At 55.5% G+C, this 25,651-nt stretch carries 28 protein-coding genes; 16 read left to right on the top strand and 12 right to left on the bottom strand.

The features are described 5' to 3' along the window. Nucleotides 1–195: 195 nt before the first annotated feature. Nucleotides 196–483: a DNA-binding transcriptional regulator SfsB gene (gene sfsB, locus ACQG0T_RS20490; protein WP_020480545.1), complete on the top strand. Its 288-nt coding sequence runs from the start codon at nucleotides 196–198 to the stop codon at nucleotides 481–483. A gap of 63 nt (nucleotides 484–546) precedes the next feature. Here sfsB and murA read toward each other — a convergent pair whose 3' ends face one another. The 7 genes from murA to mlaF form a co-directional block, all read right to left on the bottom strand. Beyond that, a complete protein-coding gene (gene murA / locus ACQG0T_RS20495; RefSeq protein ID WP_006812128.1) occupies nucleotides 547–1,806 on the bottom strand; it encodes a UDP-N-acetylglucosamine 1-carboxyvinyltransferase in 1,260 nt (419 codons plus the stop codon). A gap of 50 nt (nucleotides 1,807–1,856) precedes the next feature. Continuing rightward, nucleotides 1,857–2,111 carry a BolA family iron metabolism protein IbaG gene (gene ibaG, locus ACQG0T_RS20500; RefSeq protein WP_003861840.1) on the bottom strand — a complete coding sequence of 85 codons (255 nt, stop codon included), beginning with the start codon at nucleotides 2,109–2,111 and terminating at the stop codon, nucleotides 1,857–1,859. A gap of 126 nt (nucleotides 2,112–2,237) precedes the next feature. Then, the gene (mlaB, locus tag ACQG0T_RS20505) at nucleotides 2,238–2,531 is read right to left on the bottom strand and encodes a lipid asymmetry maintenance protein MlaB (RefSeq protein WP_003861843.1); all 294 of its coding nucleotides are present in this window, start codon (nucleotides 2,529–2,531) and stop codon (nucleotides 2,238–2,240) included. Continuing rightward, the gene (gene mlaC / locus ACQG0T_RS20510; protein ID WP_003861845.1) at nucleotides 2,531–3,166 is read right to left on the bottom strand and encodes a phospholipid-binding protein MlaC; all 636 of its coding nucleotides are present in this window, start codon (nucleotides 3,164–3,166) and stop codon (nucleotides 2,531–2,533) included. The genes mlaB and mlaC overlap by 1 nt, the downstream gene beginning before the upstream one ends. An 18-nt stretch (nucleotides 3,167–3,184) precedes the next feature. After that, nucleotides 3,185–3,733, bottom strand: coding sequence for an outer membrane lipid asymmetry maintenance protein MlaD (gene mlaD / locus ACQG0T_RS20515; RefSeq protein WP_006812131.1), 549 nt, complete (start codon nucleotides 3,731–3,733; stop codon nucleotides 3,185–3,187). A 4-nt stretch (nucleotides 3,734–3,737) separates the two neighbouring features. Continuing rightward, nucleotides 3,738–4,520 (bottom strand): lipid asymmetry maintenance ABC transporter permease subunit MlaE, encoded by a 783-nt coding sequence (mlaE, locus tag ACQG0T_RS20520; RefSeq protein WP_003861848.1) that lies wholly within the window; start codon nucleotides 4,518–4,520, stop codon nucleotides 3,738–3,740. Between the two features lie 7 nt (nucleotides 4,521–4,527). Further along, complete coding sequence (gene mlaF, locus ACQG0T_RS20525) at nucleotides 4,528–5,340, bottom strand: phospholipid ABC transporter ATP-binding protein MlaF (protein ID WP_017382730.1); 813 nt, start codon at nucleotides 5,338–5,340, stop codon at nucleotides 4,528–4,530. A 227-nt stretch (nucleotides 5,341–5,567) separates the two neighbouring features. Here mlaF and ACQG0T_RS20530 point away from each other — a divergent pair, with 227 nt between their 5' ends. From ACQG0T_RS20530 to npr, 11 genes are all read left to right on the top strand, one after another. Beyond that, complete coding sequence (locus tag ACQG0T_RS20530) at nucleotides 5,568–6,545, top strand: calcium/sodium antiporter (RefSeq protein ID WP_003861852.1); 978 nt, start codon at nucleotides 5,568–5,570, stop codon at nucleotides 6,543–6,545. Between the two features lie 13 nt (nucleotides 6,546–6,558). Then, nucleotides 6,559–7,545 carry an arabinose-5-phosphate isomerase KdsD gene (gene kdsD, locus ACQG0T_RS20535; protein WP_003861853.1) on the top strand — a complete coding sequence of 329 codons (987 nt, stop codon included), beginning with the start codon at nucleotides 6,559–6,561 and terminating at the stop codon, nucleotides 7,543–7,545. A gap of 14 nt (nucleotides 7,546–7,559) precedes the next feature. Further along, the gene (gene kdsC, locus ACQG0T_RS20540) at nucleotides 7,560–8,126 is read left to right on the top strand and encodes a 3-deoxy-manno-octulosonate-8-phosphatase KdsC (RefSeq protein WP_017693909.1); all 567 of its coding nucleotides are present in this window, start codon (nucleotides 7,560–7,562) and stop codon (nucleotides 8,124–8,126) included. Continuing rightward, nucleotides 8,123–8,698 carry an LPS export ABC transporter periplasmic protein LptC gene (lptC, locus tag ACQG0T_RS20545; protein WP_032103286.1) on the top strand — a complete coding sequence of 192 codons (576 nt, stop codon included), beginning with the start codon at nucleotides 8,123–8,125 and terminating at the stop codon, nucleotides 8,696–8,698. The genes kdsC and lptC overlap by 4 nt, the downstream gene beginning before the upstream one ends. After that, on the top strand, nucleotides 8,667–9,221 hold the full coding sequence (gene lptA, locus ACQG0T_RS20550) for a lipopolysaccharide ABC transporter substrate-binding protein LptA (RefSeq protein ID WP_006812136.1): 555 nt from the start codon (nucleotides 8,667–8,669) through the stop codon (nucleotides 9,219–9,221). Before lptC ends, lptA begins: the two co-directional genes overlap by 32 nt. Before the next feature lie 6 nt (nucleotides 9,222–9,227). After that, nucleotides 9,228–9,953 carry an LPS export ABC transporter ATP-binding protein gene (gene lptB, locus ACQG0T_RS20555; protein WP_023304493.1) on the top strand — a complete coding sequence of 242 codons (726 nt, stop codon included), beginning with the start codon at nucleotides 9,228–9,230 and terminating at the stop codon, nucleotides 9,951–9,953. Between the two features lie 47 nt (nucleotides 9,954–10,000). After that, entirely contained in the window at nucleotides 10,001–11,434 is a 1,434-nt protein-coding gene (rpoN, locus tag ACQG0T_RS20560; RefSeq protein ID WP_003861864.1) for an RNA polymerase factor sigma-54, read from the top strand. A gap of 22 nt (nucleotides 11,435–11,456) precedes the next feature. Continuing rightward, nucleotides 11,457–11,744 carry a ribosome hibernation promoting factor gene (gene hpf / locus ACQG0T_RS20565; protein ID WP_003861866.1) on the top strand — a complete coding sequence of 96 codons (288 nt, stop codon included), beginning with the start codon at nucleotides 11,457–11,459 and terminating at the stop codon, nucleotides 11,742–11,744. An 82-nt stretch (nucleotides 11,745–11,826) separates the two neighbouring features. After that, complete coding sequence (gene ptsN / locus ACQG0T_RS20570; RefSeq protein ID WP_003861869.1) at nucleotides 11,827–12,318, top strand: PTS IIA-like nitrogen regulatory protein PtsN; 492 nt, start codon at nucleotides 11,827–11,829, stop codon at nucleotides 12,316–12,318. Nucleotides 12,319–12,363: 45 nt separating this feature from the next. Next, the gene (rapZ, locus tag ACQG0T_RS20575; protein WP_003861870.1) at nucleotides 12,364–13,218 is read left to right on the top strand and encodes an RNase adapter RapZ; all 855 of its coding nucleotides are present in this window, start codon (nucleotides 12,364–12,366) and stop codon (nucleotides 13,216–13,218) included. Further along, a complete protein-coding gene (gene npr, locus ACQG0T_RS20580) occupies nucleotides 13,215–13,487 on the top strand; it encodes a PTS phosphocarrier protein NPr (RefSeq protein WP_003861872.1) in 273 nt (90 codons plus the stop codon). The genes rapZ and npr overlap by 4 nt, the downstream gene beginning before the upstream one ends. Nucleotides 13,488–13,526: 39 nt before the next feature. On the opposite strand, the gene mtgA is transcribed toward npr, so the two are convergent. The 5 genes from mtgA to lptF form a co-directional block, all read right to left on the bottom strand. Next, nucleotides 13,527–14,252 (bottom strand): monofunctional biosynthetic peptidoglycan transglycosylase, encoded by a 726-nt coding sequence (gene mtgA, locus ACQG0T_RS20585; RefSeq protein WP_015571986.1) that lies wholly within the window; start codon nucleotides 14,250–14,252, stop codon nucleotides 13,527–13,529. Next, a complete protein-coding gene (gene elbB, locus ACQG0T_RS20590; protein ID WP_015571987.1) occupies nucleotides 14,249–14,902 on the bottom strand; it encodes an isoprenoid biosynthesis glyoxalase ElbB in 654 nt (217 codons plus the stop codon). The genes mtgA and elbB overlap by 4 nt, the downstream gene beginning before the upstream one ends. A 232-nt stretch (nucleotides 14,903–15,134) precedes the next feature. Beyond that, the gene (gene arcB, locus ACQG0T_RS20595; protein ID WP_017382727.1) at nucleotides 15,135–17,468 is read right to left on the bottom strand and encodes an aerobic respiration two-component sensor histidine kinase ArcB; all 2,334 of its coding nucleotides are present in this window, start codon (nucleotides 17,466–17,468) and stop codon (nucleotides 15,135–15,137) included. A 137-nt stretch (nucleotides 17,469–17,605) separates the two neighbouring features. Next, nucleotides 17,606–18,688, bottom strand: coding sequence for an LPS export ABC transporter permease LptG (gene lptG / locus ACQG0T_RS20600; protein WP_001147540.1), 1,083 nt, complete (start codon nucleotides 18,686–18,688; stop codon nucleotides 17,606–17,608). After that, the gene (gene lptF, locus ACQG0T_RS20605) at nucleotides 18,688–19,788 is read right to left on the bottom strand and encodes an LPS export ABC transporter permease LptF (RefSeq protein WP_003861881.1); all 1,101 of its coding nucleotides are present in this window, start codon (nucleotides 19,786–19,788) and stop codon (nucleotides 18,688–18,690) included. Before lptF ends, lptG begins: the two co-directional genes overlap by 1 nt. 265 nt (nucleotides 19,789–20,053) lie before the next feature. Here lptF and pepA point away from each other — a divergent pair, with 265 nt between their 5' ends. From pepA to ACQG0T_RS20625, 4 genes are all read left to right on the top strand, one after another. Beyond that, nucleotides 20,054–21,565: a leucyl aminopeptidase gene (gene pepA, locus ACQG0T_RS20610; RefSeq protein WP_003861882.1), complete on the top strand. Its 1,512-nt coding sequence runs from the start codon at nucleotides 20,054–20,056 to the stop codon at nucleotides 21,563–21,565. A gap of 117 nt (nucleotides 21,566–21,682) precedes the next feature. After that, nucleotides 21,683–22,126 carry a DNA polymerase III subunit chi gene (gene holC, locus ACQG0T_RS20615; protein WP_003861884.1) on the top strand — a complete coding sequence of 148 codons (444 nt, stop codon included), beginning with the start codon at nucleotides 21,683–21,685 and terminating at the stop codon, nucleotides 22,124–22,126. Continuing rightward, the gene (locus ACQG0T_RS20620; RefSeq protein ID WP_017382726.1) at nucleotides 22,126–24,981 is read left to right on the top strand and encodes a valine--tRNA ligase; all 2,856 of its coding nucleotides are present in this window, start codon (nucleotides 22,126–22,128) and stop codon (nucleotides 24,979–24,981) included. The genes holC and ACQG0T_RS20620 overlap by 1 nt, the downstream gene beginning before the upstream one ends. A gap of 123 nt (nucleotides 24,982–25,104) precedes the next feature. Next, a complete protein-coding gene (locus ACQG0T_RS20625) occupies nucleotides 25,105–25,608 on the top strand; it encodes a GNAT family N-acetyltransferase (RefSeq protein WP_003861887.1) in 504 nt (167 codons plus the stop codon). Nucleotides 25,609–25,651: the final 43 nt, after the last annotated feature.

Raw genomic sequence — 25,651 nt, forward strand, 5'->3', positions numbered from 1 at the left:
ATTCCAGTACACACCAATAAATTACATTTCCGCGTAAGCCCATCGGGTTACAGGCCGCATGTATAAAGCCGTGCCTTATTCTGAATATTGCTTCTCGTAACATGAACTTTTTAGAACACATGTTCGAAGTGAGTATAGTAATGCTGTCTTTTCACACGAAACGACGTGGACGATAACGAACACAAGGACAGCATTATGGATACAAAATTCATCGACTGGCATTCTGCTGACATTATTGCGGCACTGCGTAAAAAAGGAACATCGCTGGCTGCCGAATCACGTCGTCATGGGCTAAGCTCGTCGACGCTGGCAAACGCCCTGACCCGCCCATGGCCGAAGGGGGAACTGATTATCGCGACGGCGCTGGATACGCATCCGTGGGTGATATGGCCGTCACGCTACCACGATCCTATTACCCATGAATTTATCGACAGAACGCGCATGATGCGCCAGGGCAAAACGAAGAAAGCACATCAGGACTGATGCACCAGGATTGACAGGAACAGCAATCCCCCGGCCTGTTATGGCAGGGGGGTGCCGGAACGATTACTCGCCCTTCACACGCTCGATATTTGCACCCAGCGCGCGCAGTTTGTCCTCAATACGCTCGTAACCACGATCGATGTGGTAGATACGATCGACAACGGTAGTCCCTTCCGCAATACAACCTGCCAGCACGAGGCTCGCAGACGCGCGCAGATCGGTCGCCATCACCTGCGCACCGGACAGTTTTTCAACGCCGTGGCAAATTACCGTGTTGCTTTCAATCTCAGCATGCGCACCCATACGGATCAGTTCCGGTACGTGCATGAAACGGTTTTCGAAGATAGTTTCCGTGATGAAGCCCGTGCCTTCGGCCACCAGGTTCAACAGCGTGAACTGTGCCTGCATATCCGTCGGGAATGCCGGATGTGGCGCAGTACGCACGTTAACGGCTTTAGGACGCTGCCCGTGCATATCGAGGCTGATCCAGTCTTCACCGATTTCGATATCCGCACCCGCATCGCGCAGTTTCGCCAGCACCGCATCCAGGGTATCTGGCTGGGCGTTACGGCAGACAATCTTACCGCCAGAAATGGCCGCGGCCACCAGGAAAGTACCGGTTTCGATACGATCTGGCAGTACGCGATACACACCACCACCCAGACGTTCAACGCCTTCGATGGTGATACGGTCTGTGCCCTGCCCGCTGATCTTCGCCCCCAGCGCGACCAGGAAGTTCGCGGTATCCACGATCTCCGGCTCACGGGCGGCGTTTTCGATGATGGTAGTGCCTTCTGCCAGCGTAGCAGCCGACATGATGGTGACCGTTGCGCCCACGCTCACTTTGTCCATGACAATGTGCGCGCCTTTCAGACGACCATTGACGGACGCTTTAACGTAACCCTCTTCCAACTTGATCTCCGCGCCGAGTTTTTCCAGGCCGAAGATATGCAGGTCAACGGGACGCGCGCCGATAGCGCATCCGCCCGGCAGTGAAACCTGTCCCTGACCGAAACGCGCCACCAGCGGACCAAGCGCCCAGATGGAAGCACGCATGGTTTTCACCAGCTCATACGGCGCTGAGAAGTTGTTCACGTTGCTGGCATCGATCCAGACGGAACCGTTACGCTCCACTTTGGTACCCAACTGGCCGAGCAACTTCATGGTCGTGTCGATATCTTTCAGCTTCGGTACGTTCTGGATCTCTACCGGCTCTTCTGCGAGCAGCGCAGCGAAAAGAATGGGCAGCGCGGCGTTTTTAGCGCCAGAAATTGTGACTTCGCCCTGGAGACGCGTGGGTCCCTGTACACGAAATTTATCCATCGTTTGCTCTCTTATAAATTCAACCGTGCTGCGGGCGTTCCGCCCTCAGCTCAAAAACCGTTTAGTTTGCGATCGCGTGCCCACTCCTGTGGGGTGAACGCTTTAATCGACAGGGCGTGGATGCGGTTATCCGCAATGTATTCCATCAGCGGCGCGTACACAGCCTGCTGTTTCTTCACGCGACTCATTCCGTCGAACATCTCACCCACAGCAATAACCTGGAAGTGACTGCCATCGCCAGAGACGTGGGCTTCCTGAAGGGAGAGTGCATTCATCAGCACAGTCTGGATTTCATTATTTTCCATGGGGTCTACATCATCTGATAGTGAAAACAAGCTCAACATCTTAGAGCAAAGTGGCGCGGTCTTAAACAAGCAAAAAGCCCCGACGCGTAAACTGTCGGGGCTTTCAGAAGTAACGTACTGAAAAAATTAGCGAGGTAATACGTCTTCGGGCAAATTGTAAAGCTGTGCAAGGGTAATCACGTTATCGCTTACCCCCGTCAGGGTAACGCTGCTCCCCTGCTTTTTGCCCGTGGCCACCAGGTGCGCCAGCAGGGCGATACCGGCGGTATCTACCCGCGTAACGCCATGGAGATCAATCAGCGTCACGCCCTGCATCGCGTTATGGCGAGCGTCCCACAGCGGGTTAAGCAGATCCTGATCCAGCTCTCCCGTCAGCGTCAACGTCTCGCCGTCACGCGCCCAGCTAAGCTGCTGTGACATTACTTCTTCTCGTCCAGGGTAATTTTCTGACGAGAGATGGACTGAAGCTGAGCCGTCAGGCCATCGATGCCTTTAGTGCGCAGCAGATCGCTCCACTCGTTCTGTTTAGTGGTGATCATGCTGACGCCTTCAGCAATCATGTCGTACGCCTGCCAGTTTCCGGTCTGGCTGTTTTTACGCCACTGGAAGTCCAGACGAACCGGTGGACGACCGTTTGGATCGATAATCGTCACGCGAATAGGAATGATAGTGGCATCGCCCAGCGGCTGTTCAGGGGCAATCTGATAGGTCTGCCCGTGGTACATCGCCAGCGCCTGGCCGTAAGCCTGTTTCAGGTATTCACGGAACGCCGCAAAGTAAGCCTCGCGCTGCGCCGGGGTCGCGTCTTTGTAGTAACGGCCCAGCACCAGTGCGCCCGCATACTTGATCTGCACATACGGCAGCAGTTCCTGATCCACCACATCACGCAGATAATCCGGGTTAGAACGGATTTTTGGCTGTTCGTTTTTAAGACGGTCGAAGGTTTTCTTCGCGGCCTCATTCATCAGTTTGTACGGGTTACTCTGATCCGCAGCGTGCGCCGCGGTAAGAGGGGCAATGACCAGCATGGCAACCATTAACAGTCGTTTAAACATGAATAACTTCTCCTGAAATTAATTCGTCGCGCCTGGCGTCGGTTCGACGTTGGTGTGGTCTTCACTCTGCGCAGGGGCATCGTCAGACTTTTTATCATCCCCTTTACTGTTGTAAAGGAACTGACCAATCATATCTTCCAGCACCATCGCTGACTTGGTATCCTGGATTACGCTACCGTCTTTAAGGATAGTCGTTCCCAGCTCAGGATCTTCAAAACCAACGTTAAGGGCCAGATATTGCTCCCCCAGCAGGCCAGAGGTGCGGATAGAAAGCGAGCTGGTGTCCGGAATGTGGTTATAGCGCTCTTCGATATCCATCGCGACGCGCGGCAGATAGGTTTTCTCATCAAGCGTAATGTCAGCGACACGTCCGATAACGACGCCACCAATACGCACCGGTGAGCGCGCTTTCAGGCCGCCGATGTTATCGAAAGTCGCGTAGACACGATACGTCGGCTCGGCGCGAACAGAGGTGATGTCCGCCGCTCGCAGGCAGATGAACAGCGCGGCCAGCAGCGCCAGAAGCAGAAACACGCCAACCCAAATTTCATTTTTTCTCGTTTGCATGAACTCAATTCCCAAACATCAGTGCGGTGAGCACAAAATCCAGACCTAAAACGGCCAGCGACGAATGTACGACAGTACGCGTCGTTGCACGGCTAATGCCCGCCGACGTCGGAATGGCATCGTAACCATTAAACAACGCAATCCAGGTAACCGTCACAGCGAAAACCACGCTCTTGATCAGACAGTTCACCAGATCCATCCGCAGATCGATGGCGTCCTGCATGGCAGACCAGAAGAATCCGGCATCAATGCCTTTCCAGTTAACGCCAACCAGCGCGCCTCCCCAGATACCTACCGCCACAAAGAGGATAGTCAGTAACGGCAAGGAGATAACCCCGGCCCAGAAGCGCGGCGAGATTACCCGGCGCAGCGGATCGACTGCCATCATCTCCATACTGGAGAGCTGCTCGGTGGCGCGCATCAGGCCAATTTCCGCCGTCAACGCTGACCCGGCACGCCCGGCGAACAGCAGCGCGGCAACCACCGGCCCGAGTTCACGCAGCAGCGAGAGCGCCACCAGCATGCCAAGGCTGGTTTCCGCGCTGTAGGTTGTCAGCACCAGATACCCCTGCAACCCCAGCACCATGCCAATAAACAGACCCGACACGATGATGATAAGCATCGACAGCACGCCGACGTTATAAAGCTGCCGTACCAATAACGGCGCATGCTTGCGGAACTCCGGTTTGCCGACCAGCGCGTTGAACAACATTAATCCGGCACGCCCGAACGTACTGATGGTTTTTAGGCCACGGTGTCCAAGACCCGCCAACGCATTTAACAGCATGAGTGGCTTAACTCCCTATTCCGAGTAAATCGTCATGATAGTCGCCCGCCGGATAGCGGAAAGGCACCGGCCCATCTGCGATACCGTCCAGGAACTGCCGCACGCGCGGATCGCCATTCTCCTGCAACGCCTGCGCGCTGCCGTGGGCGACGATCTTTTTGTCAGCCACAATATAGGCGTAATCAGCGATACTCAGCACTTCCGGCACGTCGTGGGAAACCACCACGCAGGTGACGCCAAGGGCGCTGTTCAGCTCCGAAATTAACTTCACCAGCACGCCCATGGTGATGGGGTCCTGCCCGACGAACGGTTCATCGAACATGATTAAATCGGGTTCCAGGGCAATAGCACGCGCCAGCGCGGCGCGGCGCGCCATCCCACCCGAGAGTTCGGACGGCATGAGTTTCGCAGCCCCCCGCAGCCCCACGGCTTCAAGCTTCATCATCACCGTACTGTGCAACAGCTCAGGAGGAAGATGGGTGTGCTCACGCAACGGATAGGCCACGTTGTCAAAAACGTTCATATCCGTGAACAGCGCGCCCGACTGAAAGAGCATGCTCATCCGTTTGCGAACCGTGTAGAGGCGCGAGCGAGACATCGCCGGGACATTTTCGCCGTCGAAGAGAATTTCGCCGCTGTCAGGGGGGATTTGCCCGCCGATAAGACGCAGCAACGTGGTTTTACCGATCCCTGACGGCCCCATGATGGCGGTGATTTTACCGCGCGGCACGGTCAGCGAAATATCATCAAATATTAACCGGTTGCCGCGAGAAAAACTGACGCCCCGGACATCGACTATATTCGCCATCGTTTGGCTCATTTATGGTTCCTTACTTACCTTGCTTCACGGCTGGCATGAAGCGTAAATCAGCCCTAAACCCCGCATTTTTACAGAATATTCACTATTGGGGTTAGCGAAAGCTGGCATTTGTTTTACTTTTCCGGCGCATAAAGTCAAAATTAGGAATTCGTTACGTCTCAGACTTCATCTGGCGCCAACATTCGTGCGCAGTGGACCAGCGAGTATACCTGAAGAAAGGACTTTTGATGCTTTTAGCAACAGCACTGTTAATAATTGGTTTACTGTTGGTGGTCTACAGTGCTGACCGTTTGGTCTTTGCCGCATCCATTCTCTGTCGACTCATTGGCATGCCGCCCATCATTATCGGCATGACGGTGGTCAGTGTAGGCACATCGCTTCCTGAAATCATCGTTTCTGTTTCAGCCTCGCTGCATGGGCAAGTCGACCTCGCTATCGGCACCGCGATTGGCTCTAACATCGTCAATATCTTACTGATTTTAGGCTTAGCCGCATTACTGCATCCATTTCGCGTGCATTCTGATGTTTTGCGCCGGGAATTGCCGTTAATGTTAGTCGTCAGTCTGCTGGCAGGCTACGTACTTTATGACGGGGTGCTGAGCGTCGGTGACGGTATATTCCTGCTCGCCCTGGCCGTGATCTGGTTGCTTTACAGCGTGAAGATCGCACGTCTGGCGGAAAAACAGGGTAACGATAGCCTTACGCGTGAGCATCTCGCCGAGCTGCCCCGGGAAGGGACCTTACCCGTCGCCCTGCTGTGGCTGGGCGTCGCGCTGATCATCATGCCAATGGCCACGCGGATGGTGGTCGATAACGCGACGGTGCTGGCGAACGCGTTTGCGATGAGCGAACTGACAATCGGTCTGACGGTAATCGCCATCGGCACCAGCCTGCCAGAGCTGGCCACCGCCATCGCCGGGGCGCGTAAAGGGGAAGATGATATCGCCATCGGCAATATCATTGGCTCGAATATTTTCAATATCGCAATCGTGACAGGGCTGCCGGCGCTAATCTCGCCGGGGCCGTTTAACCCTATGGTTTTCACGCGCGATTACGGTGTGATGCTGCTGGTCAGCGTGATTTTCGCCCTGCTCTGCTGGCGGCGAAAAGAGCAGATCGGCAAAGGCGCAGGCGCGCTGCTGACGGGTGGATTTATCGTATGGCTGGCGATGCTGTACTGGCTTTCGCCTCTTCTCTCTGGGTAAACGGAAACGCATTATGTCGCAAATAGAATTGCAGCCGGGTTTTGACTTTCAGAAAGCAGGCAAAGACGTTCTGGAGATTGAACGTGAAGGTCTGGCGCAGTTAGATCAGTACATTAATCAGGATTTTAGTCTGGCCTGTGAGAAGATGTTTTACTGTGCCGGCAAAGTCGTGGTGATGGGGATGGGCAAATCCGGCCATATCGGACGCAAAATGGCGGCGACCTTTGCCAGTACCGGCACGTCGTCATTCTTCGTCCATCCCGGTGAAGCCGCGCACGGTGACCTCGGCATGGTTACGCCGCAGGACGTGGTTATTGCGCTGTCCAACTCCGGGGAATCGAATGAAATCCTGGCGTTGATCCCGGTGCTGAAGCGTCTGCACGTACCGCTGATTTGCATGACCAGCCGCCCGGAAAGCAGTATGGCGCGTGCGGCGGATATTCACCTGTGCGTGAAGGTGCCTAAAGAAGCCTGCCCGCTGGGGCTGGCGCCGACCTCCAGCACAACCGCCGCGCTGGTGATGGGCGATGCCCTTGCCGTTGCGCTGCTGGAAGCCCGCGGTTTTACGCCTGAAGATTTCGCCCTGTCTCACCCCGGCGGCGCGCTCGGGCGTAAACTGCTGCTGCGGGTTAACGATATTATGCACACTGGAGATGAGATCCCGCACGTGAGCAAAGAGGCCTCTTTGCGCGACGCGTTACTGGAGATCACCCGTAAAAACCTGGGCATGACGGTTATCTGCGACGATCTGATGAAGATTCAGGGCATTTTCACCGACGGCGACCTGCGCCGGGTATTCGATATGGGTGTGGATGTCCGAACGCTGGGCATTGCTGATGTTATGACGCCAGGCGGGATCCGCGTCCGTCCGGGCACGCTGGCGGTAGATGTGCTGAACCTGATGCAGTCCCGTCATATTACCTCAGTGATGGTTGCCGATGGCGACCAACTGCTGGGTGTGGTACATATGCATGATCTGCTGCGCGCTGGCGTAGTGTAATGAAGGATAAGACAATGAGTAATGCGGGTGCATCCCTTGCAACCTGTTATGGCCCGGTGAGCGCCCACATGATGGCAAAGGCGGAAAATATCCGCCTGCTGATCCTCGATGTGGATGGTGTGCTCTCCGACGGTCTGATTTATATGGGCAATAACGGCGAAGAGCTGAAAGCCTTTAACGTTCGCGACGGTTACGGTATCCGCTGTGCGCTCACGTCCGGTATTGAAGTTGCTATCATCACCGGGCGGAAAGCTAAACTGGTAGAAGATCGGTGTGAAACGCTGGGCATTACCCATCTCTATCAGGGGCAGTCTGATAAGATGGTAGCTTTCCGGGATCTGCTGGGAAAACTGGCCATTGCACCAGAGAATGTGGCATACGTCGGGGATGATTTGATCGACTGGCCAGTGATGGCGGAGGTGGGTCTGAGCATCGCCGTGGCTGACGCGCACCCGCTGCTGATCCCGCGTGCTGATTACGTTACCCATATTCACGGTGGCCGCGGCGCCGTCCGTGAAGTCTGCGATCTGCTTCTGCTGTCGCAGGGCAAGCTTGATGAGGCGAAAGGGCAATCGATATGAGTAAAACCAGACGTTGGGTTATCATTCTGCTTGCGCTTGCCGCCCTGGTACTGATTGGCGTCAACCTCGCTGACCGCGATGATACGCAAGCGGAAGTGGTTAACACGAGCGACCCGACCTACAAAAGCGATCACAGCGACACCGTGGTCTATAGCCCGGAAGGCGCGCTGAACTATCGCCTCGTTGCTCAGCATGTAGAATATTTTTCAGATGACGGTACCTCGTGGTTTACCCAACCGGTCATGACCACCTTTGATACGGACAAAGTGCCGACGTGGTCTATCAAGTCTGACCGGGCAAAACTGACAAATGACCGTATGCTTTACCTGTATGGTCACGTTGAAGTCAACGCCCTGACCGCTGACGCGCAACTGCGAAAAATTACGACGGATAACGCCCAGATCAACCTGGTCACCCAGGATGTCACGTCGCAGGATCTAGTCACCCTGTATGGCACAACATTTAATTCCAGCGGTTTAAGAATGCGCGGGAACTTACGCAGCAAAAACGCCGAGCTGATTGAAAAGGTTAGAACCTCCTATGAAATTCAAAACAAACAAACTCAGCCTTAAAGTTGTTATCGCCAGCGCGCTGCTGGCGGCCAGTCTTCCCGCGCTTGCTGTGACTGGCGACACCGAACAGCCGATTCATATTGAATCCGATACCCAGTCTCTGGATATGCAGGGTAACGTCGTCACCTTTACCGGCAACGTCGTCATGACCCAGGGCACCATTAAAATCAACGCCGACAAAGTGGTCGTTACCCGTCCGGGCGGCGAGCAGGGCAAAGAGATTATCGATGGTTATGGCAACCCGGCCACCTTCTACCAGATGCAGGACAACGGCAAGCCGGTGAAAGGCCATGCCTCGCATATGCACTATGAACTGGCGAAGGATCTGGTCATCCTGACCGGTAATGCTTACCTGGAACAGCTGGACAGCAATATCAAAGGCGACAAGATCACCTATCTGGTGAAAGAGCAGAAAATGCAGGCCTCCAGCGAAAAAGGCAAACGCGTCACGACCGTGCTTGTGCCTTCGCAGTTGCAGGACAAGAACAACGGTCAGGCTCCGGCACAGAAAAAGAGTAACTAATTCGTTATGGCAACTTTAACTGCAAAAAACCTCGCGAAAGCGTATAAGGGCCGCCGCGTCGTCGAAGATGTCAGTCTGACCGTCAACTCCGGCGAAATCGTGGGTTTGCTTGGCCCTAACGGGGCGGGTAAAACCACGACCTTCTACATGGTGGTGGGCATCGTCCCGCGTGACGCCGGCAACATCATCATCGATGATGAAGATATCAGCCTGCTGCCGCTGCATGCCCGCGCGCGTCGTGGCATCGGCTATTTGCCGCAGGAAGCGTCTATTTTCCGCCGCTTAAGCGTGTTCGACAACCTGATGGCCGTGCTCCAGATCCGTGACGATCTGACCAGCGAGCAGCGCTCTGACCGTGCGAACGAGCTGATGGAAGAGTTTCATATCGAACATCTGCGTGACAGCCTCGGCCAGGCGCTGTCCGGTGGTGAACGCCGCCGCGTTGAGATTGCGCGCGCGCTGGCAGCAAACCCAAAATTCATCCTGCTGGATGAACCGTTTGCGGGCGTTGACCCCATCTCCGTTATCGATATCAAACGTATCATTGAGCACCTGCGCGACAGCGGGCTTGGCGTACTGATCACGGACCACAACGTTCGTGAAACGCTGGCCGTGTGTGAGCGCGCCTACATAGTGAGCCAGGGCCATCTGATTGCCCACGGTACGCCGCAGCAAATCCTCGAAGATGAGCATGTTAAGCGCGTGTACCTTGGGGAAGACTTCAGACTCTGATAGGGTAGAGGTTAAGTCACGCCGAACCGGAGAAAAACGCTCTGAACATGAAGCAAGGTTTGCAATTACGGCTCAGCCAGCAACTGGCCATGACGCCGCAGCTACAGCAGGCAATCCGTCTGTTGCAGCTGTCCACGTTAGAACTCCAGCAGGAGCTCCAGCAGGCGCTGGACAGCAATCCGCTGCTGGAGCAAACCGATCTTCATGACGAGGTAGACGCCCAGCAGACGCAGGACACAGAAACGCTCGACTCCGTAGATGCGCTCGAACAGAAAGAGATGCCGGACGAACTGCCGCTGGATGCCAGCTGGGATGAAATCTACACCGCGGGTACCCCTTCCGGGACGCGTGCAGACTACCAGGACGATGAACTCCCGGTCTACCAGGGCGAAACCACCCAGTCGCTTCAGGACTACCTGATGTGGCAGGTAGAGCTGACTCCTTTCTCCGATACCGATCGCGCCATTGCCACCTCGATTGTCGATGCCGTTGACGACACGGGCTATTTGACCGTGACGCTGGACGAGATTCTTGAAAGCATCGGCGATGACGAGATTGAACTGGAAGAGATCGAAGCCGTTCTGAAACGCGTTCAGCGTTTCGACCCGATAGGTGTCGCCGCGAAAGATCTGCGCGACTGCCTTCTGATCCAGCTTTCGCAGTTTGCCAAAGAGACACCGTGGATTGACGAAGCCCGGCTCATCATCAGCGATCATCTGGATCTGCTGGCGAATCACGACTTCCGCACCCTGATGCGCGTCACACGCCTGAAAGAAGAGGTGCTGAAGGAAGCGGTGAATCTGATCCAGTCGCTCGATCCGCGTCCGGGGCAGTCGATCCAGACCAGCGAACCGGAATATGTCATCCCCGATGTGCTGGTGAGAAAACACAATGGCCGCTGGGTCGTTGAACTGAACGCCGACAGCATTCCTCGCCTGCAAATCAACCAGCAATACGCCTCCATGTGCACCAGCGCCCGTAACGACGCTGATAATCAATACATTCGCAGCAACCTTCAGGAAGCACGCTGGTTGATCAAGAGCCTGGAGAGCCGTAATGACACGCTGCTGCGCGTCAGCCGCTGTATTGTCGAACAGCAGCAGGCGTTCTTTGAGCAGGGCGAAGAGTTTATGAAACCGATGGTGCTGGCGGACATCGCCCAGGCCGTCGAGATGCATGAATCAACCATTTCCCGCGTGACCACGCAGAAATATCTGCACAGCCCACGCGGTATTTTTGAGCTTAAGTATTTCTTCTCCAGCCACGTGAACACCGAAGGCGGCGGCGAAGCCTCGTCAACGGCTATTCGCGCACTGGTGAAGAAGTTGATCGCCGCGGAGAACCCCGCGAAGCCACTCAGTGACAGTAAGTTAACCACCATGCTGTCCGATCAGGGTATTATGGTGGCACGTCGTACTGTCGCGAAGTATCGAGAGTCTTTATCCATTCCGCCGTCTAACCAGCGTAAACAACTGGTTTGACACAACCGATAAGGAAGACACTATGCAGCTCAATATCACCGGACATAACGTCGAGATTACTGAGGCTTTACGCGATTTTGTAAACACTAAGTTTGCGAAACTCGAGCAGTATTTCGAGAGGATCAACCAGGTCTATGTTGTGTTGAAAGTGGAGAAAGTGACGCATATCTCGGATGCGACCCTGCACGTCAACGGAGGGGAACTCCATGCCAGTGCGGAAGGGCAAGACATGTACGCGGCTATCGACGGCTTGATTGATAAGCTTGCGAGACAGCTCAATAAACATAAAGATAAACTGAAACAACACTAATTGTCCGGGCAGTTAACGGGTGCAGGACGGCCTGTTGTGAAACACAACAGGCCATTTGTACAGTTAGCGCTTAGGTGAAATTATGATAAACAACGATTCCGCTCTTCAACTGAGCAATGTCCTTAACCAGGATTGTACCCGCAGTGGCGTTCACTGCCAGAGCAAAAAACGTGCGCTGGAAATCATCAGTGAGCTGGCCGCAAAACAGCTGGGTCTGCCGCCGCAGATCGTGTTTGAAGCCATTCTGACCCGTGAAAAAATGGGCAGTACCGGCATCGGCAATGGCATTGCGATCCCGCATGGCAAGCTGGAAGAAGATACGCTGCGTGCCGTGGGGGTGTTTGTGCAACTGGAAACGCCTATCGCTTTTGACGCCATCGATAACCAGCCTGTGGATCTGCTTTTCGCGCTGCTGGTTCCTGCCGATCAGACCAAAACCCACCTGCACACGCTGTCGCTGGTTGCCAAACGTCTGGCGGATAAAACCATTTGTCGTCGACTGCGCTCAGCCCAAAGTGATGAAGAGCTTTATCAAATTATCACTGAAGCAGAAGGCAATCAGGATGAGGCATAATCGGGAAAGGGCCTTCAGTACGGCTGCCCTGAGGAGAAACGGAACATGGTGCTGATGATCGTCAGCGGTCGTTCGGGGTCCGGGAAGTCCGTGGCCCTGCGCGCGCTGGAAGACATGGGATTTTACTGTGTAGATAACCTGCCGGTAGTGTTGTTACCCGATCTGGCGCGGACGCTGGCGGACAGGCAAATCTCTGCCGCCGTCAGTATCGACGTGCGTAACATGCCGGAATCGCCGGAAATCTTCGAGCAGGCAATGAACAGCCTGCCGGAATGCTTCTCGCCTCAGCTCTTGTTCCTGGATGCTGACCGCAACACGCTGATCCGTCGCTACAGCGATACACGTCGTTTGCATCCGCTCTCCAGTAAAAATCTTTCGCTGGAAAGCGCCATCGATAAAGAGAGCGATCTGCTTGAGCCGCTGCGTTCCCGGGCCGACCTGATTGTCGACACTTCCGAAATGTCCGTCCACGAGCTGGCGGAAATGCTGCGTACGCGCTTACTCGGCAAGCGCGAGCGCGAACTGACGATGGTGTTTGAATCCTTCGGCTTTAAGCACGGCATACCTATTGATGCGGATTACGTTTTTGATGTGCGTTTCCTGCCGAACCCACACTGGGATCCGAAACTGCGTCCGATGACCGGTCTGGATAAGCCGGTGGCAGCGTTCCTCGACAGACACACAGAAGTACACAATTTTATCTACCAGACGCGAAGCTACCTTGAGCTATGGTTACCTATGCTGGAAACAAACAATCGCAGCTACCTGACGGTGGCGATTGGCTGTACCGGCGGTAAACATCGTTCGGTCTACATTGCCGAACAGCTGGCCGATTACTTCCGCTCACGCGGGAAGAACGTTCAGTCCCGTCATCGCACGCTGGAAAAACGCAAAACATGACCGTAAAACAGACCGTCGAAATCACCAACAAGCTGGGCATGCATGCGCGCCCGGCGATGAAGCTGTTTGAACTGATGCAGGGTTTTGATGCTGAGGTGCTGCTGCGCAACGACGAGGGAACCGAGGCAGAAGCCAACAGCGTGATTGCGCTACTGATGCTGGATTCTGCCAAAGGCCGTCAGATTGAAGTTGAAGCCACCGGCCCGCAGGAAGAAGAAGCGCTGGCGGCAGTGATTGCCCTGTTCAACGCCGGGTTTGACGAAGACTAACGTTCGCCATGTCGGCGGGTAGCGCTGCGCTTACCCGCCCTACCTAAGATTATTTCGCTCCATAAACCCTTCCCCACCCAGCTGACGCATCTGGCGCATAATCCACGCCTGGCGGCTTCGCACGTAGCCTGACGGGGCGCTGGCCTTAAAACGCAGCGGGTTCGGCAGCACGGCGGCAAGCAGTGCCGCTTCGGACATAGTCAGCCTGCTGGCGGGCTTGCCAAAATAGCGCTGCGATGCCGCTTCGACACCAAATACGCCGTCACCAAATTCCGCGATATTCAGGTAGACGGTTAAAATGCGTTTTTTGCTCCACACCGTCTCGACGCCCAGCGTCAGCCCGGCCTCCAGCCCTTTTCTCACCCAGCTGCGACCGTCCCATAAGAACAGGTTTTTTACCGTCTGCTGAGAAAGCGTCGATGCGCCGCGGACGCGGTTTTCATGACGTTCATTATGATCCAGCGCCTTCTCGATAGCCGCCACGTCAAAACCCCAGTGCTCCGGGAATTTCTGATCTTCTGCCGCAATGACCGCCAGCCCCATCCACGGCGAGATTGCATCCATGCTGACCCAGTCAGAATGGGCAACATAGCCAAAATCCCCAGAGAGCCAGGCGCTAATCTGCCGCTCTGCCATCACGGCCGAGAACGGGACGGGCAGGATGCTGAACAGCGCAATACCGCCGCCCCAGAACACAGCCAGGACCAGCACAATACGCAGCAGGATCCGTTTTAACCACCCGCCGGGGGAGAATTTACGACTCATTCGGTCAGGACCAGCACTCTGTCCACCAGCTTTTCAATGCCTGCGGCAGCCTCGGCGATGTTCTGCGCCAGCATATACGCTGGCGTGGTGATGATCTTGTTGTCCTCGTCCACCACAATGTCGTCTACCGGACATGGCACGTGTTCGCCGCCCATATCCTCGACAATCTCAGCGGTATCAATGTCGGTTCCGATCGTGAGCCGCAGCGGGAAATCAAAAATCTTCGGCAGCATGGCCGGCGCAATGCAGATAAAGCCCTGCGGCTTACCTGCCGCATGCATCGCCAGCGATAGCGCTTTCAAATCGGGATCGACATGACACGCCGTGCCTTCCGTTGCAAACGTGCTCAGGTTTTTCGCCGCGCCAAAACCGCCCGGCACGATGAGCGCATCAAGTTCAGCGGCATCGGCCTGTGCCAGCGGGTGAATATCGCCGCGCACAATACGCGCCGCTTCAATCAGCACGTTACGGCTTTCCGCCATTGGCTCGCCGGTGAGATGATTAATCACGTCTGCCTGGGTTTTATCCGGGGCGAAGCAGATAACGTCTGCCCCCTGGCGCGATAATGCCAGCAGCGTTAATACGGTTTCATGTATCTCTGAACCATCGTAAACACCACATCCGCTCAGCACGACACCAATCTTTTTCATTCTGACGATCCTTCTATGCAACTCGCTGAAGCACATTAAAAATTCTGATTAAAACGCTATGCTTCACACATTTCACTGATTCATGTAACAAACTGTTTAAGATTTGCTATCTTATCTGCGTGCGGCCTCAATTTTCAGGCGGCGTCCATGCGAAAACAACCCATAAAAATCAGGCGCAGCCACGATTTCCCTGGTGTTGGCGCAGTATTCGCGCACCCCGGTATAGCCGGGGTCATTTTTTTCTGGCGTCCACCCAGGCTTTCAGCACTGCCACATCGTTTTGCCACTCTTGTTTCATCTCTTCGACCCAATCACCTACGTTATCTTCCCAGGCAGGTAAATCAGGAGACTGAATCTGTTGGCCCAGCTGCTGGAGATGGCGTAACCCGACAGATCCTGCCGCGCCTTTGATTTTATGTCCCTCTTCGACGATGCCCTTCTGGTCACGCGCCGTCAGGTTGGATTCGAGCACGTTCAGATAGCCCGGCATCATTTTTTCGAACACGGCGAGGCCATCGGTGATCAGTTTTGGTCCCACCAGATCGATATACTGCTCCAGCATGGCGGTATCCAGTATCGTTTGGGCTTTAGCGCTATCAACAGACGTCATGGTGCTCTCCTCTTCATCACAGGTATCCCAGAACTTCTTGATCATCGCCGTCAGGGCGGGTACCGCCAGCGGCTTGCTGAGCACATCGTCCATACCGGCCTCGAGATACTCTTTTTTATCTTTCAACACGTTTGCGGTCAACGCCACCAGCGGCGGCAGCTCGTCAGGAGCATATTTGCGCGTCAGCTCGCGGGAGATATCCAGCCCGGTCATGTCCGGTAGCTGAATATCGAGCAGCACCAGGTCATACTCGCCCGGCGTGAACATCTCCAGCGCGGCTTTCCCGGTCATCGCCACATCCACGCTGTTACCGAGTTTTTCCAGTACCGACCGAGCGACAATGACGTTCAGCTCAATATCTTCCACCAGCAGAACGTGCAGGGCTGGCAGCGGCATATCGTCGTTCTCAAACGTATCTTCCACCTCTTCCGCCACGGCAGGCGCGTGGACGGTAAGCGTAAAGGTGGAGCCTTTACCCGGCTGGCTGGCAACGGTGATATCCCCGCCCATACTTTTCGCCAGACGTTTCGACACCGCCAGTCCAATGCCCGTACCGGTCGCCGGTTTACCGCCGTGGCTGTCTTTAACCTGATAATACATGGCGAAGATCTTATCCTGCTCCTCCTGAGGAATGCCGATACCCGAGTCCTCAACTTCAAAGTGCAGCATGTCGCCTTCGTCATAGCGAATGCGCACCGCAACCTGCCCCTTCTGGGTAAACTTCACGGCGTTGCTGATGAGGTTCCACAGGATCTGCCGCAGACGTGTGCCGTCCGTCACCACTTTATGCGGCAACGGCAGCGTTGGCTCCATCACAAAGCTCAACCCTTTTTGCTGAGCCTGTAAACCTGACAGGTTTTCCAGGTCCGCGAGGAAACCGGTAAAATCAACCGGCTGGTTGTCGAGCTGAACTTTACGGCGCTCCATCTTATCCATGTCGATAATATCATTGAAGATATTACCCAGCGTGACCGCCGAGACGTGGATCGTTTTCAGGTATTTTTCCTGCTCGCTGGTCAGCTCGGTATCCAGCAGAATGCGGCTCAGCCCCACAATGCCATTCAGCGGGGTGCGCAGTTCATGGCTGATGGTGGAGATGAAGGTTGTTTTATCCCGGCTGGCGCGCTCCAGCGCATCCTGATAGCGCTTACGCTCGGTGATATCGCGGCCAAAGCCCATCAGACCATGACGTTTCCCCACCCGGTCGTAATAAGGCACTTTGCGGATCTCAAAGCAGGCTTTGCGCCCGTCAGGATAGTCCAGCCACTGCTCATAGGTCAGCGAAACGTTATGGCGGAAGACCTTTTCATCCGTCTCCATCACTTTTGCTGCCGCCTCTTCGGAATAGACATCCTGAGGTTTCAGGTGGATCAGCTGCTTTTCGCTTTTCCCGGTCAACAGTTCCATGGCCCGGTTACAGCCGGAGAACTCTTTATCTTCATTACGGTAGAACACCAGATCCGGCGACGCATCGAGGAACGAGCGCAGGAAAGAGGATTGCTGTTCAAGCTGGATCTGCGTCACTTCACGCTCTTTCATCTCAACTTTTAGCTGCTCAAGCGTGGTCTGACGCTCGGCTTCCGCCTTCTCACGGTCTGAAATTTCCTGATTCAGCTGGGCAATGTTGTCCTTGAGCTGGACGTTGAGTTTGAGATCGCGCTCGCGCATCTCTTCCAGCTTATCCACCAGTTTCGATAAACGCTGTCGGGACTCTTCCAGTTGCTCAACCACCACGGAGAGAAAATAGACCGCCCATGGGGTAATCAGCAGGCCAAAGAAAATAGAGCGGATCACGTCGATGCTCTCGACCTGACCATGCAGAACCATGGTCACGGCCATTTGCACGACGATGGCCAGAACGACCAGCGCCAGCGCCAGCAGCATGGAAAAACGCACCAGCCCGAGCTTCATCATCAGGTCGACGTAGTACTGGGCCAGCATTCGAATTTGCTTCATAGAGGATCCCTTCACGACTTTATCGCTCAATAATACTCAAATTCACGGCGAGGCGTTGAAGGTTGTGAGAAAAAGTGCGGGGTGAAACAGGAGATTAGCCTCGCCCCCGGGCAACCGGGAGCGAGGAAGAAGGTTTATCAGGAGCGTTTTAGCAGCATCCAGAGGCTGATCAGGAAGAAACTGGCGCTCGGCAACAGCGCGCCGATAATTGGAGGAATGCCATACACCAGCGTCAGCGGACCGAAAATCTGATCGAGGACGTAGAACACGAAACCAAAGCTGATACCGGTTACCACGCGAACCCCCATCGGCACGCTACGCAGCGGTCCAAAGATGAACGATAGCGCCATCAGCATCATCACGGCCACGGACAGCGGCTGGAAGATTTTGCTCCACATGTTGAGTTGGTAACGCCCCGCATCCTGTCCGCTCGATTTCAGATACTTCACGTAATTATGCAGACCGCTGATGGAGAGCGCATCGGGATCGAGCGCTACCACCCCAAGCTTGTCCGGCGTCAGGTTGGTTTTCCAGGTACCGCTAACGGTCTGCGAACCGGTGATCTGTTTCGGGTTCGTCAGGTCAGATTCATCAACCTGGGATAACCGCCACAGCTTGTTGTTCGCATCAAATTTAGCGGAGGCGGCATAACGCACCGACTGTAAACGACGATCGTTATTGAAGGCATAGATACTCACGCCGCCCAGTTCATCGTCCCCTTTCACGCGTTCGATATAGACAAAGTTCTGACCATCTTTCGCCCATAATCCCTGCTGCGTGGAGAGCAGTGAACCGCCGTACATAGCCTGAGCACGGTAGTTACGCGCCATCTGTTCGCCCTGCGGCGCGACCCATTCGCCAATCGCCATGGTCAACAGCACCAGCGGGATCGCGGTTTTCATCACCGACAGCGCAACCTGCATACGGGTAAAACCCGATGCCTGCATCACCACCAGCTCGCTACGCTGAGCCAGCATCCCCAGGCCCAGCAGCGCCCCCAACAGGGCCGCCATCGGGAAGAAGATCTGCACATCTTTTGGTACGCTGAGCAGGGTATACATCCCGGCGCCCAACGCGTCGTAACTCCCCTGCCCGGCTTTTTTCAGCTGGTCGACAAATTTGATAATGCCCGAGAGCGACACCAGCATGAACAGGGTCATCATGATGGTGGTGAAAATCGTTTTACCGATATAGCGGTCAAGTACGCCAAACGCCTGCATTAGATGGCTCCTTTACGCGTAAACCGGGCACGAAGACGACGCACAGGCACCGTGTCCCACAAGTTGAGTCCGACTGCCAGCAGCAGATACAAACCATTCACGACCCAGGTCCAGATCATCGGGTCAATTTTTCCTTTCCCGCCGTTAGACTTGATTGAGGTTTGCAGCAGGAAGAACACCAGATACAGCAGCATCGCTGGCAGCATCGACAGCACGCGGCCCTGGCGCGGGTTTACCACGCTCAGCGGAACCACCATCAGCGCCATCATAAATACGGTGAATACCAGCGTGATACGCCAGTGCAGTTCAGCACGCGCACGATCGGTATCGGTATTCATTAAGGTGCGCATATCCATCTGCTCAGTATCCGTGGGATCGAGCGCGACGGCCTGATGGCCAATGATGGCCTGGTAGTTCTGAAAATCGGTAATACGGAAGTCGCGCAGCATAGCCGTGCCTTCGAAACGCGTTCCTTTGTTCAGCGTGACAACCTGAGAGCCGTCTTTACGCTGAGACAGCTGACCGGAGTCCGCCACCACCACAGAAGGCCGAGCGTTACCTTTCGGGCGCAGTTGAGCAAGAAACACGTCATTGAAGCGGTTGCCATCGACGCTTTCGATAAACAGTACGGAGTTACCGTCGGTAGCCTGCTGGAACTGCCCCTGCGCCAGCGCCGCCAGCCCTGGGTTAGCTTTTGCTTCCGCCAGCACCTCATCCTGATGACGAGAGGAGGTCGGCCCCGCCCACATGACGTTAACCGCGGCAACAATGCCCGTAAACAGCGCCAGCACCATGGCTGCTTTTACCAGTACGGCTTTACTGAGGCCGCAGGCATGCATCACGGTGATTTCACTTTCGGTATAGAGCTTACCCAGGGTCATCAGCAGACCAAGGAACAGGCTTAACGGCAGGATAAGCTGCGCCATTTCCGGCACGCCAAGCCCGAGCAGGGAAAGCACCAGATTCGTTGGGATTTCGCCATCAACCGCCGCGCCGAGGATCCTGACCAGCTTCTGACAGAAAAAGATCAGAAGGAGGATAAAGAGGATCGCCAGTTGGCTCTTCAGCGTCTCCCGAACCAGATATCTTATGATTATCACTTTAAATACGCCCGTTAAAACTCGTCTTATGCAGGAATTTAGCTTGTTTCATGGCTTAAACGTCATTTATTCTCTTGAGTCGTCGAAATCATCGCTAAGATTAAAAAACCCGGCGGATTCGCGCTTCATGACATTTATTGACGTGTCGAAACCGTAGTAACGTAAGATTAACACGAAGTCACCACAACGGCGGACATGAGTTACGAAAGGTTTCAATTCTATCCGTAGCCGCCGCCGTTGTCTTTAAGATTCAGGAGCGTAGTGCATGGAGTTCAGTGTAAAAAGCGGTAGCCCGGAGAAACAGCGGAGTGCCTGCATCGTTGTGGGCGTCTTTGAACCACGCCGACTCTCCCCGATCGCCGAGCAACTCGATAAAATCAGCGACGGTTATATCAGCGCCCTGCTGCGCCGTGGCGAACTGGAAGGCAAACCAGGGCAGACCTTGTTGCTGCACCATGTTCCGAACGTCCTGTCCGAGCGTATTCTGCTGATTGGCTGTGGTAAAGAACGTGAGCTTGATGAGCGCCAGTACAAGCAGGTTATTCAGAAAACCATTAATACACTGAATGATACTGGTTCGATGGAAGCCGTCTGCTTCCTGACGGAGCTGCACGTTAAGGGCCGCAACACGTACTGGAAAGTGCGCCAGGCCGTCGAAACCGCAAAAGAGAGCCTCTACAGCTTTGATCAGCTGAAAACCACCAAAAGCGAGCCGCGTCGCCCGCTGCGTAAAATGGTCTTTAACGTGCCGACCCGTCGCGAGCTGACCAGCGGCGAGCGCGCCATTCAGCACGGTCTGGCCATTGCCGCCGGTATTAAAGCGGCAAAAGATCTTGGCAATATGCCGCCAAACATCTGTAACGCCGCGTACCTGGCGTCTCAGGCGCGCCAGCTGGCTGACGCCTACAGCAAGAACGTCATCACCCGCGTTATCGGCGAACAGCAGATGAAAGAGCTGGGGATGCACTCTTATCTGGCGGTCGGTAACGGTTCCCAGAACGAATCCCTGATGTCGGTCATTGAGTACAAGGGTAATCCGTCTGAAGATGCGCGTCCCATCGTGCTCGTCGGTAAAGGGCTGACCTTCGACTCCGGCGGTATCTCCATCAAGCCTTCAGAAGGCATGGATGAGATGAAATACGACATGTGCGGCGCGGCGGCGGTTTACGGCGTCATGCGCATGGTCGCGGAACTTCAGTTGCCCATCAACGTGATCGGCGTGCTGGCGGGCTGCGAAAACATGCCTGGCGGCCGCGCTTATCGTCCGGGTGATGTGCTGACCACCATGTCCGGCCAGACCGTTGAGGTGCTGAACACCGACGCCGAAGGCCGTCTGGTGTTGTGTGACGTGCTGACCTACGTTGAGCGTTTCGAACCTGAAGCGGTTATCGACGTGGCTACCCTGACCGGCGCCTGCGTGATCGCGCTGGGCCATCACATCACCGGCCTGATGTCGAACCACAACCCGCTGGCGCATGAGCTGATCGGCGCGTCCGAGCAGGCCGGCGACCGCGCGTGGCGTCTGCCGCTGGGGGACGAGTTCCAGGAACAGCTGGAGTCTAACTTCGCAGACATGGCGAACATCGGCGGTCGTCCTGGCGGAGCTATTACCGCGGGCTGCTTCCTGGCGCGCTTTACCCGCAAGTACAACTGGGCGCACCTGGACATCGCGGGGACCGCATGGCGCTCCGGTAAAGCCAAAGGCGCGACCGGACGTCCGGTGGCGCTGCTGTCGCAGTTCCTGCTCAATCGTGCGGGTTTTAACGGCGACGAGTGATGTAAAACGCCGGGTGGCGGCTACGCCTTACCCGGCCTACACGCCACTCAACCGTAGGCCGGGTAAGCGAAGCGCCACTCGGCTTTGCATTTAAATCCACGACAAGAAGCCCCATATATGAAGAATGCAACGTTCTACCTTCTGGACAATGACACCCATCAGGATGGCCTCAGCGCCGTTGAACAGCTGGTGTGTGAAATTGCCGCAGAACGTTGGCGCGCAGGTAAACGCGTCCTGATTGCCTGTGAAGATGAGCAGCAGGCGATTCGCCTGGATGAAGCGCTATGGGCGCGCCCGCCGGAGAGTTTTGTTCCGCATAACCTGTCGGGCGAAGGTCCACGCGGCGGGGCACCGGTGGAGATTGCCTGGCCGCAAAAACGCAACAGCAGCGCGCGCGACATTCTCATTAGCCTGCGGACAGACTTTGCAGATTTTGCCACCGCTTTCACAGAAGTGGTAGACTTTGTCCCTTACGAAGAATCCTTGAAACAACTGGCGCGCGAACGCTACAAAGCGTACCGCCTGGCCGGTTTTAACCTGAATACGGCAACCTGGAAATAATGGAAAAGACATATAACCCACGCGATATCGAACAGCCGCTTTACGAGCACTGGGAACAGCAGGGCTATTTCAAGCCTAACGGCGACGAAAGCAAAGAGTCCTTCTGCATCATGATCCCGCCGCCGAACGTCACCGGCAGTTTGCATATGGGGCATGCTTTCCAGCAGACCATCATGGATACCATGATCCGCTACCAGCGCATGCAGGGCAAAAATACCCTGTGGCAGGCGGGGACTGACCACGCGGGTATCGCGACCCAGATGGTGGTTGAGCGTAAAATTGCCGCTGAAGAGGGTAAAACCCGCCACGACTACGGTCGCGACGCGTTCATCGACAAAATCTGGCAGTGGAAGGCAGAATCCGGCGGCACCATTACCCGTCAGATGCGCCGTCTCGGCAACTCCGTAGACTGGGAGCGCGAGCGCTTCACCATGGATGAAGGCCTGTCCAACGCCGTGAAAGAAGTCTTTGTGCGCCTGTACAAAGAAGACCTGATTTATCGTGGCAAGCGCCTGGTCAACTGGGACCCGAAACTGCGCACCGCCATCTCTGACCTGGAAGTGGAAAACCGCGAGTCTAAAGGCTCCATGTGGCACATCCGCTATCCGCTGGCCGACGGCGCAAAAACCGCCGACGGTAAAGATTACCTGGTGGTGGCGACCACCCGTCCGGAAACCCTGCTGGGCGATACCGGCGTGGCCGTTAACCCGGAAGATCCGCGTTATAAAGATCTGATCGGCAAATTCGTGGTGCTGCCGCTGGTGAACCGCCGTATTCCGATTGTGGGCGACGAACACGCCGACATGGAAAAAGGCACCGGCTGCGTGAAAATCACCCCGGCGCATGACTTCAACGACTATGAAGTCGGTCGTCGTCATCAACTTCCGATGATCAACATTCTGACCTTCGACGGCGATATCCGCGAAAGCGCAGAAGTGTATGACACCAAAGGCAACGAATCCGACGTTTATTCCAGCGACATCCCGGCTGAGTTCCAGAAGCTGGAGCGCTTTGCCGCGCGTAAAGCCATCGTAGCCGCCGTTGACGCACTCGGCCTGCTGGAAGAGATTAAACCTCACGATCTGACCGTGCCGTACGGCGACCGTGGCGGCGTGGTTATCGAGCCAATGCTGACCGACCAGTGGTACGTGCGTGCCGACGTGCTGGCGAAACCGGCTGTTGAAGCGGTTGAGAACGGCAGCATCCAGTTCGTGCCGAAGCAGTACGAAAACATGTACTTCTCCTGGATGCGCGATATTCAGGACTGGTGTATTTCCCGTCAGCTGTGGTGGGGTCACCGTATCCCGGCGTGGTACGACAACGAAGGCAATGTCTACGTTGGCCGCACCGAAGAGGAAGTGCGTCAGGAAAACAACCTGGGCGCTGACGTTGCCCTGCGCCAGGACGAAGACGTGCTGGATACCTGGTTCTCCTCCGCACTGTGGACCTTCTCTACCCTCGGCTGGCCGGAAAACACCGACGCGCTGCGTCAGTTCCATCCAACCAGCGTGATGGTATCCGGCTTCGACATCATCTTCTTCTGGATCGCCCGCATGATCATGATGACCATGCACTTCATCAAAGACGAAGACGGCAAGCCGCAGGTTCCGTTCCATACCGTCTACATGACCGGCCTGATCCGCGACGACGAAGGCCAGAAGATGTCCAAATCCAAGGGTAACGTTATCGACCCGCTGGATATGGTGGACGGTATCTCTCTGGAAGAGCTGCTGGAAAAACGTACCGGCAACATGATGCAGCCGCAGCTGGCAGAGAAAATCCGCAAGCGTACCGAGAAGCAGTTCCCGAACGGGATCGAATCTCACGGTACCGACGCCCTGCGCTTCACCCTGGCGGCGCTGGCCTCCACCGGTCGTGACATCAACTGGGATATGAAGCGTCTGGAAGGTTACCGTAACTTCTGTAACAAGCTGTGGAACGCCAGCCGCTTCGTGCTGATGAACACCGAAGATCAGGATTGCGGCTTTAACGGCGGCGAAATGACCCTGTCTCTGGCAGACCGCTGGATCCTGGCGGAATTTAACCAGACGGTGAAAGCATTCCGCGACGCGCTGGACAGCTACCGCTTCGACATCGCGGCAGGCATCCTGTACGAATTCACCTGGAACCAGTTCTGCGACTGGTACCTGGAGCTGGCGAAGCCGGTCATGAACGGCGGTTCTGAAGCGGAACTGCGCGGCACGCGTAATACGCTGATTACCGTTCTGGAAGGTCTGCTGCGCCTTGCGCACCCGATCATTCCATTCATCACCGAAACCATCTGGCAGCGCGTGAAGGTGATTGCCGGTATTAATGCCGATACCATCATGCTCCAGCCGTTCCCGGCATTCGACGCCGCGAAAGTGGATGAAGCCGCATCTGCGGATACCGAGTGGCTGAAACAGGCGATCGTTGCGGTACGTAACATCCGCGCGGAAATGAACATCGCTCCGGGTAAACCACTGGAGCTGCTGCTGCGCGGTTGCAGCGAAGCTGCCGTTCGTCGCGTCACCGAGAACAACACCTTCCTGAAAACCATGGCGCGTCTGGAAAGCATCACCGTGCTGCCTGCCGATGACAAAGGTCCGGTTTCCGTGACCAAAATCATCGACGGCGCGGAGCTGCTGATCCCGATGGCGGGCCTGATCGACAAAGATGCGGAGCTGGCGCGTCTGGCGAAAGAAGTGGCGAAAGTCGACGTGGAAATTGGCAAAATCGAAAGCAAACTGGCGAACGAGGGCTTTGTGGCCCGCGCGCCGGAAGCGGTCATCGCCAAAGAGCGTGAGCGTCTGGTTGCCTTCGCCGATGCGAAGACCAAACTGATCGAGCAGCAGGCGGTTATCGCGGCGCTGTAATGCTTTTACCCCTTACGCTTCAGGGCGTAAGGGGTATCCTTCCTGAAAACTCCTCGCTTGCACTCCCCTTTCTGCGGTGCTATTAACAGCAGTTGTGTGTCAATTTTTGTCATGAGTAATGCTATGAGCGTGATTACCCCCGTCGCGACGACAATGCGTCGGATCACTGAGCAGGACAACCCGGCTATCGCCGCCGTTATCCGCACGGTTTCTGCCGAATATGGCCTGACCGCCGACAAAGGCTACACCGTGGCCGACCCAAATCTGGACGAACTTTTTCAGCTGTACAGCCAGCCGGGTCATGCCTACTGGGTCATCGAGCAGGACGGCCAGGTCGTGGGCGGCGGCGGCATTGCCCCACTGCTTTGCAGCGAGCCGGATATCTGTGAACTCCAGAAAATGTATTTCCTGCCAACGATACGCGGACAAGGCCTGGCGAAAAAGCTGGCGCTGGTCGCCCTGGAACATGCACGCTCACAGGGCTTTAAACGTTGCTACCTTGAAACCACCGCTTTCCTTAAAGAGGCCATTGGCCTGTATGAACATCTCGGCTTTGAGCATATCGATGCGCCACTGGGCTGCACGGGCCACGTGGACTGCGAAGTCAGGATGCTGAAAAGTCTGTAAGTTTTGTTCCTGCCGTCTTCTGTTAAGCGTCTGTAAACTGAAT

It is taken from the genome of Enterobacter cloacae complex sp. 302F9 (assembly GCF_050030335.1).
In the GTDB taxonomy this organism is placed as follows: domain Bacteria; phylum Pseudomonadota; class Gammaproteobacteria; order Enterobacterales; family Enterobacteriaceae; genus Enterobacter; species Enterobacter hormaechei_C.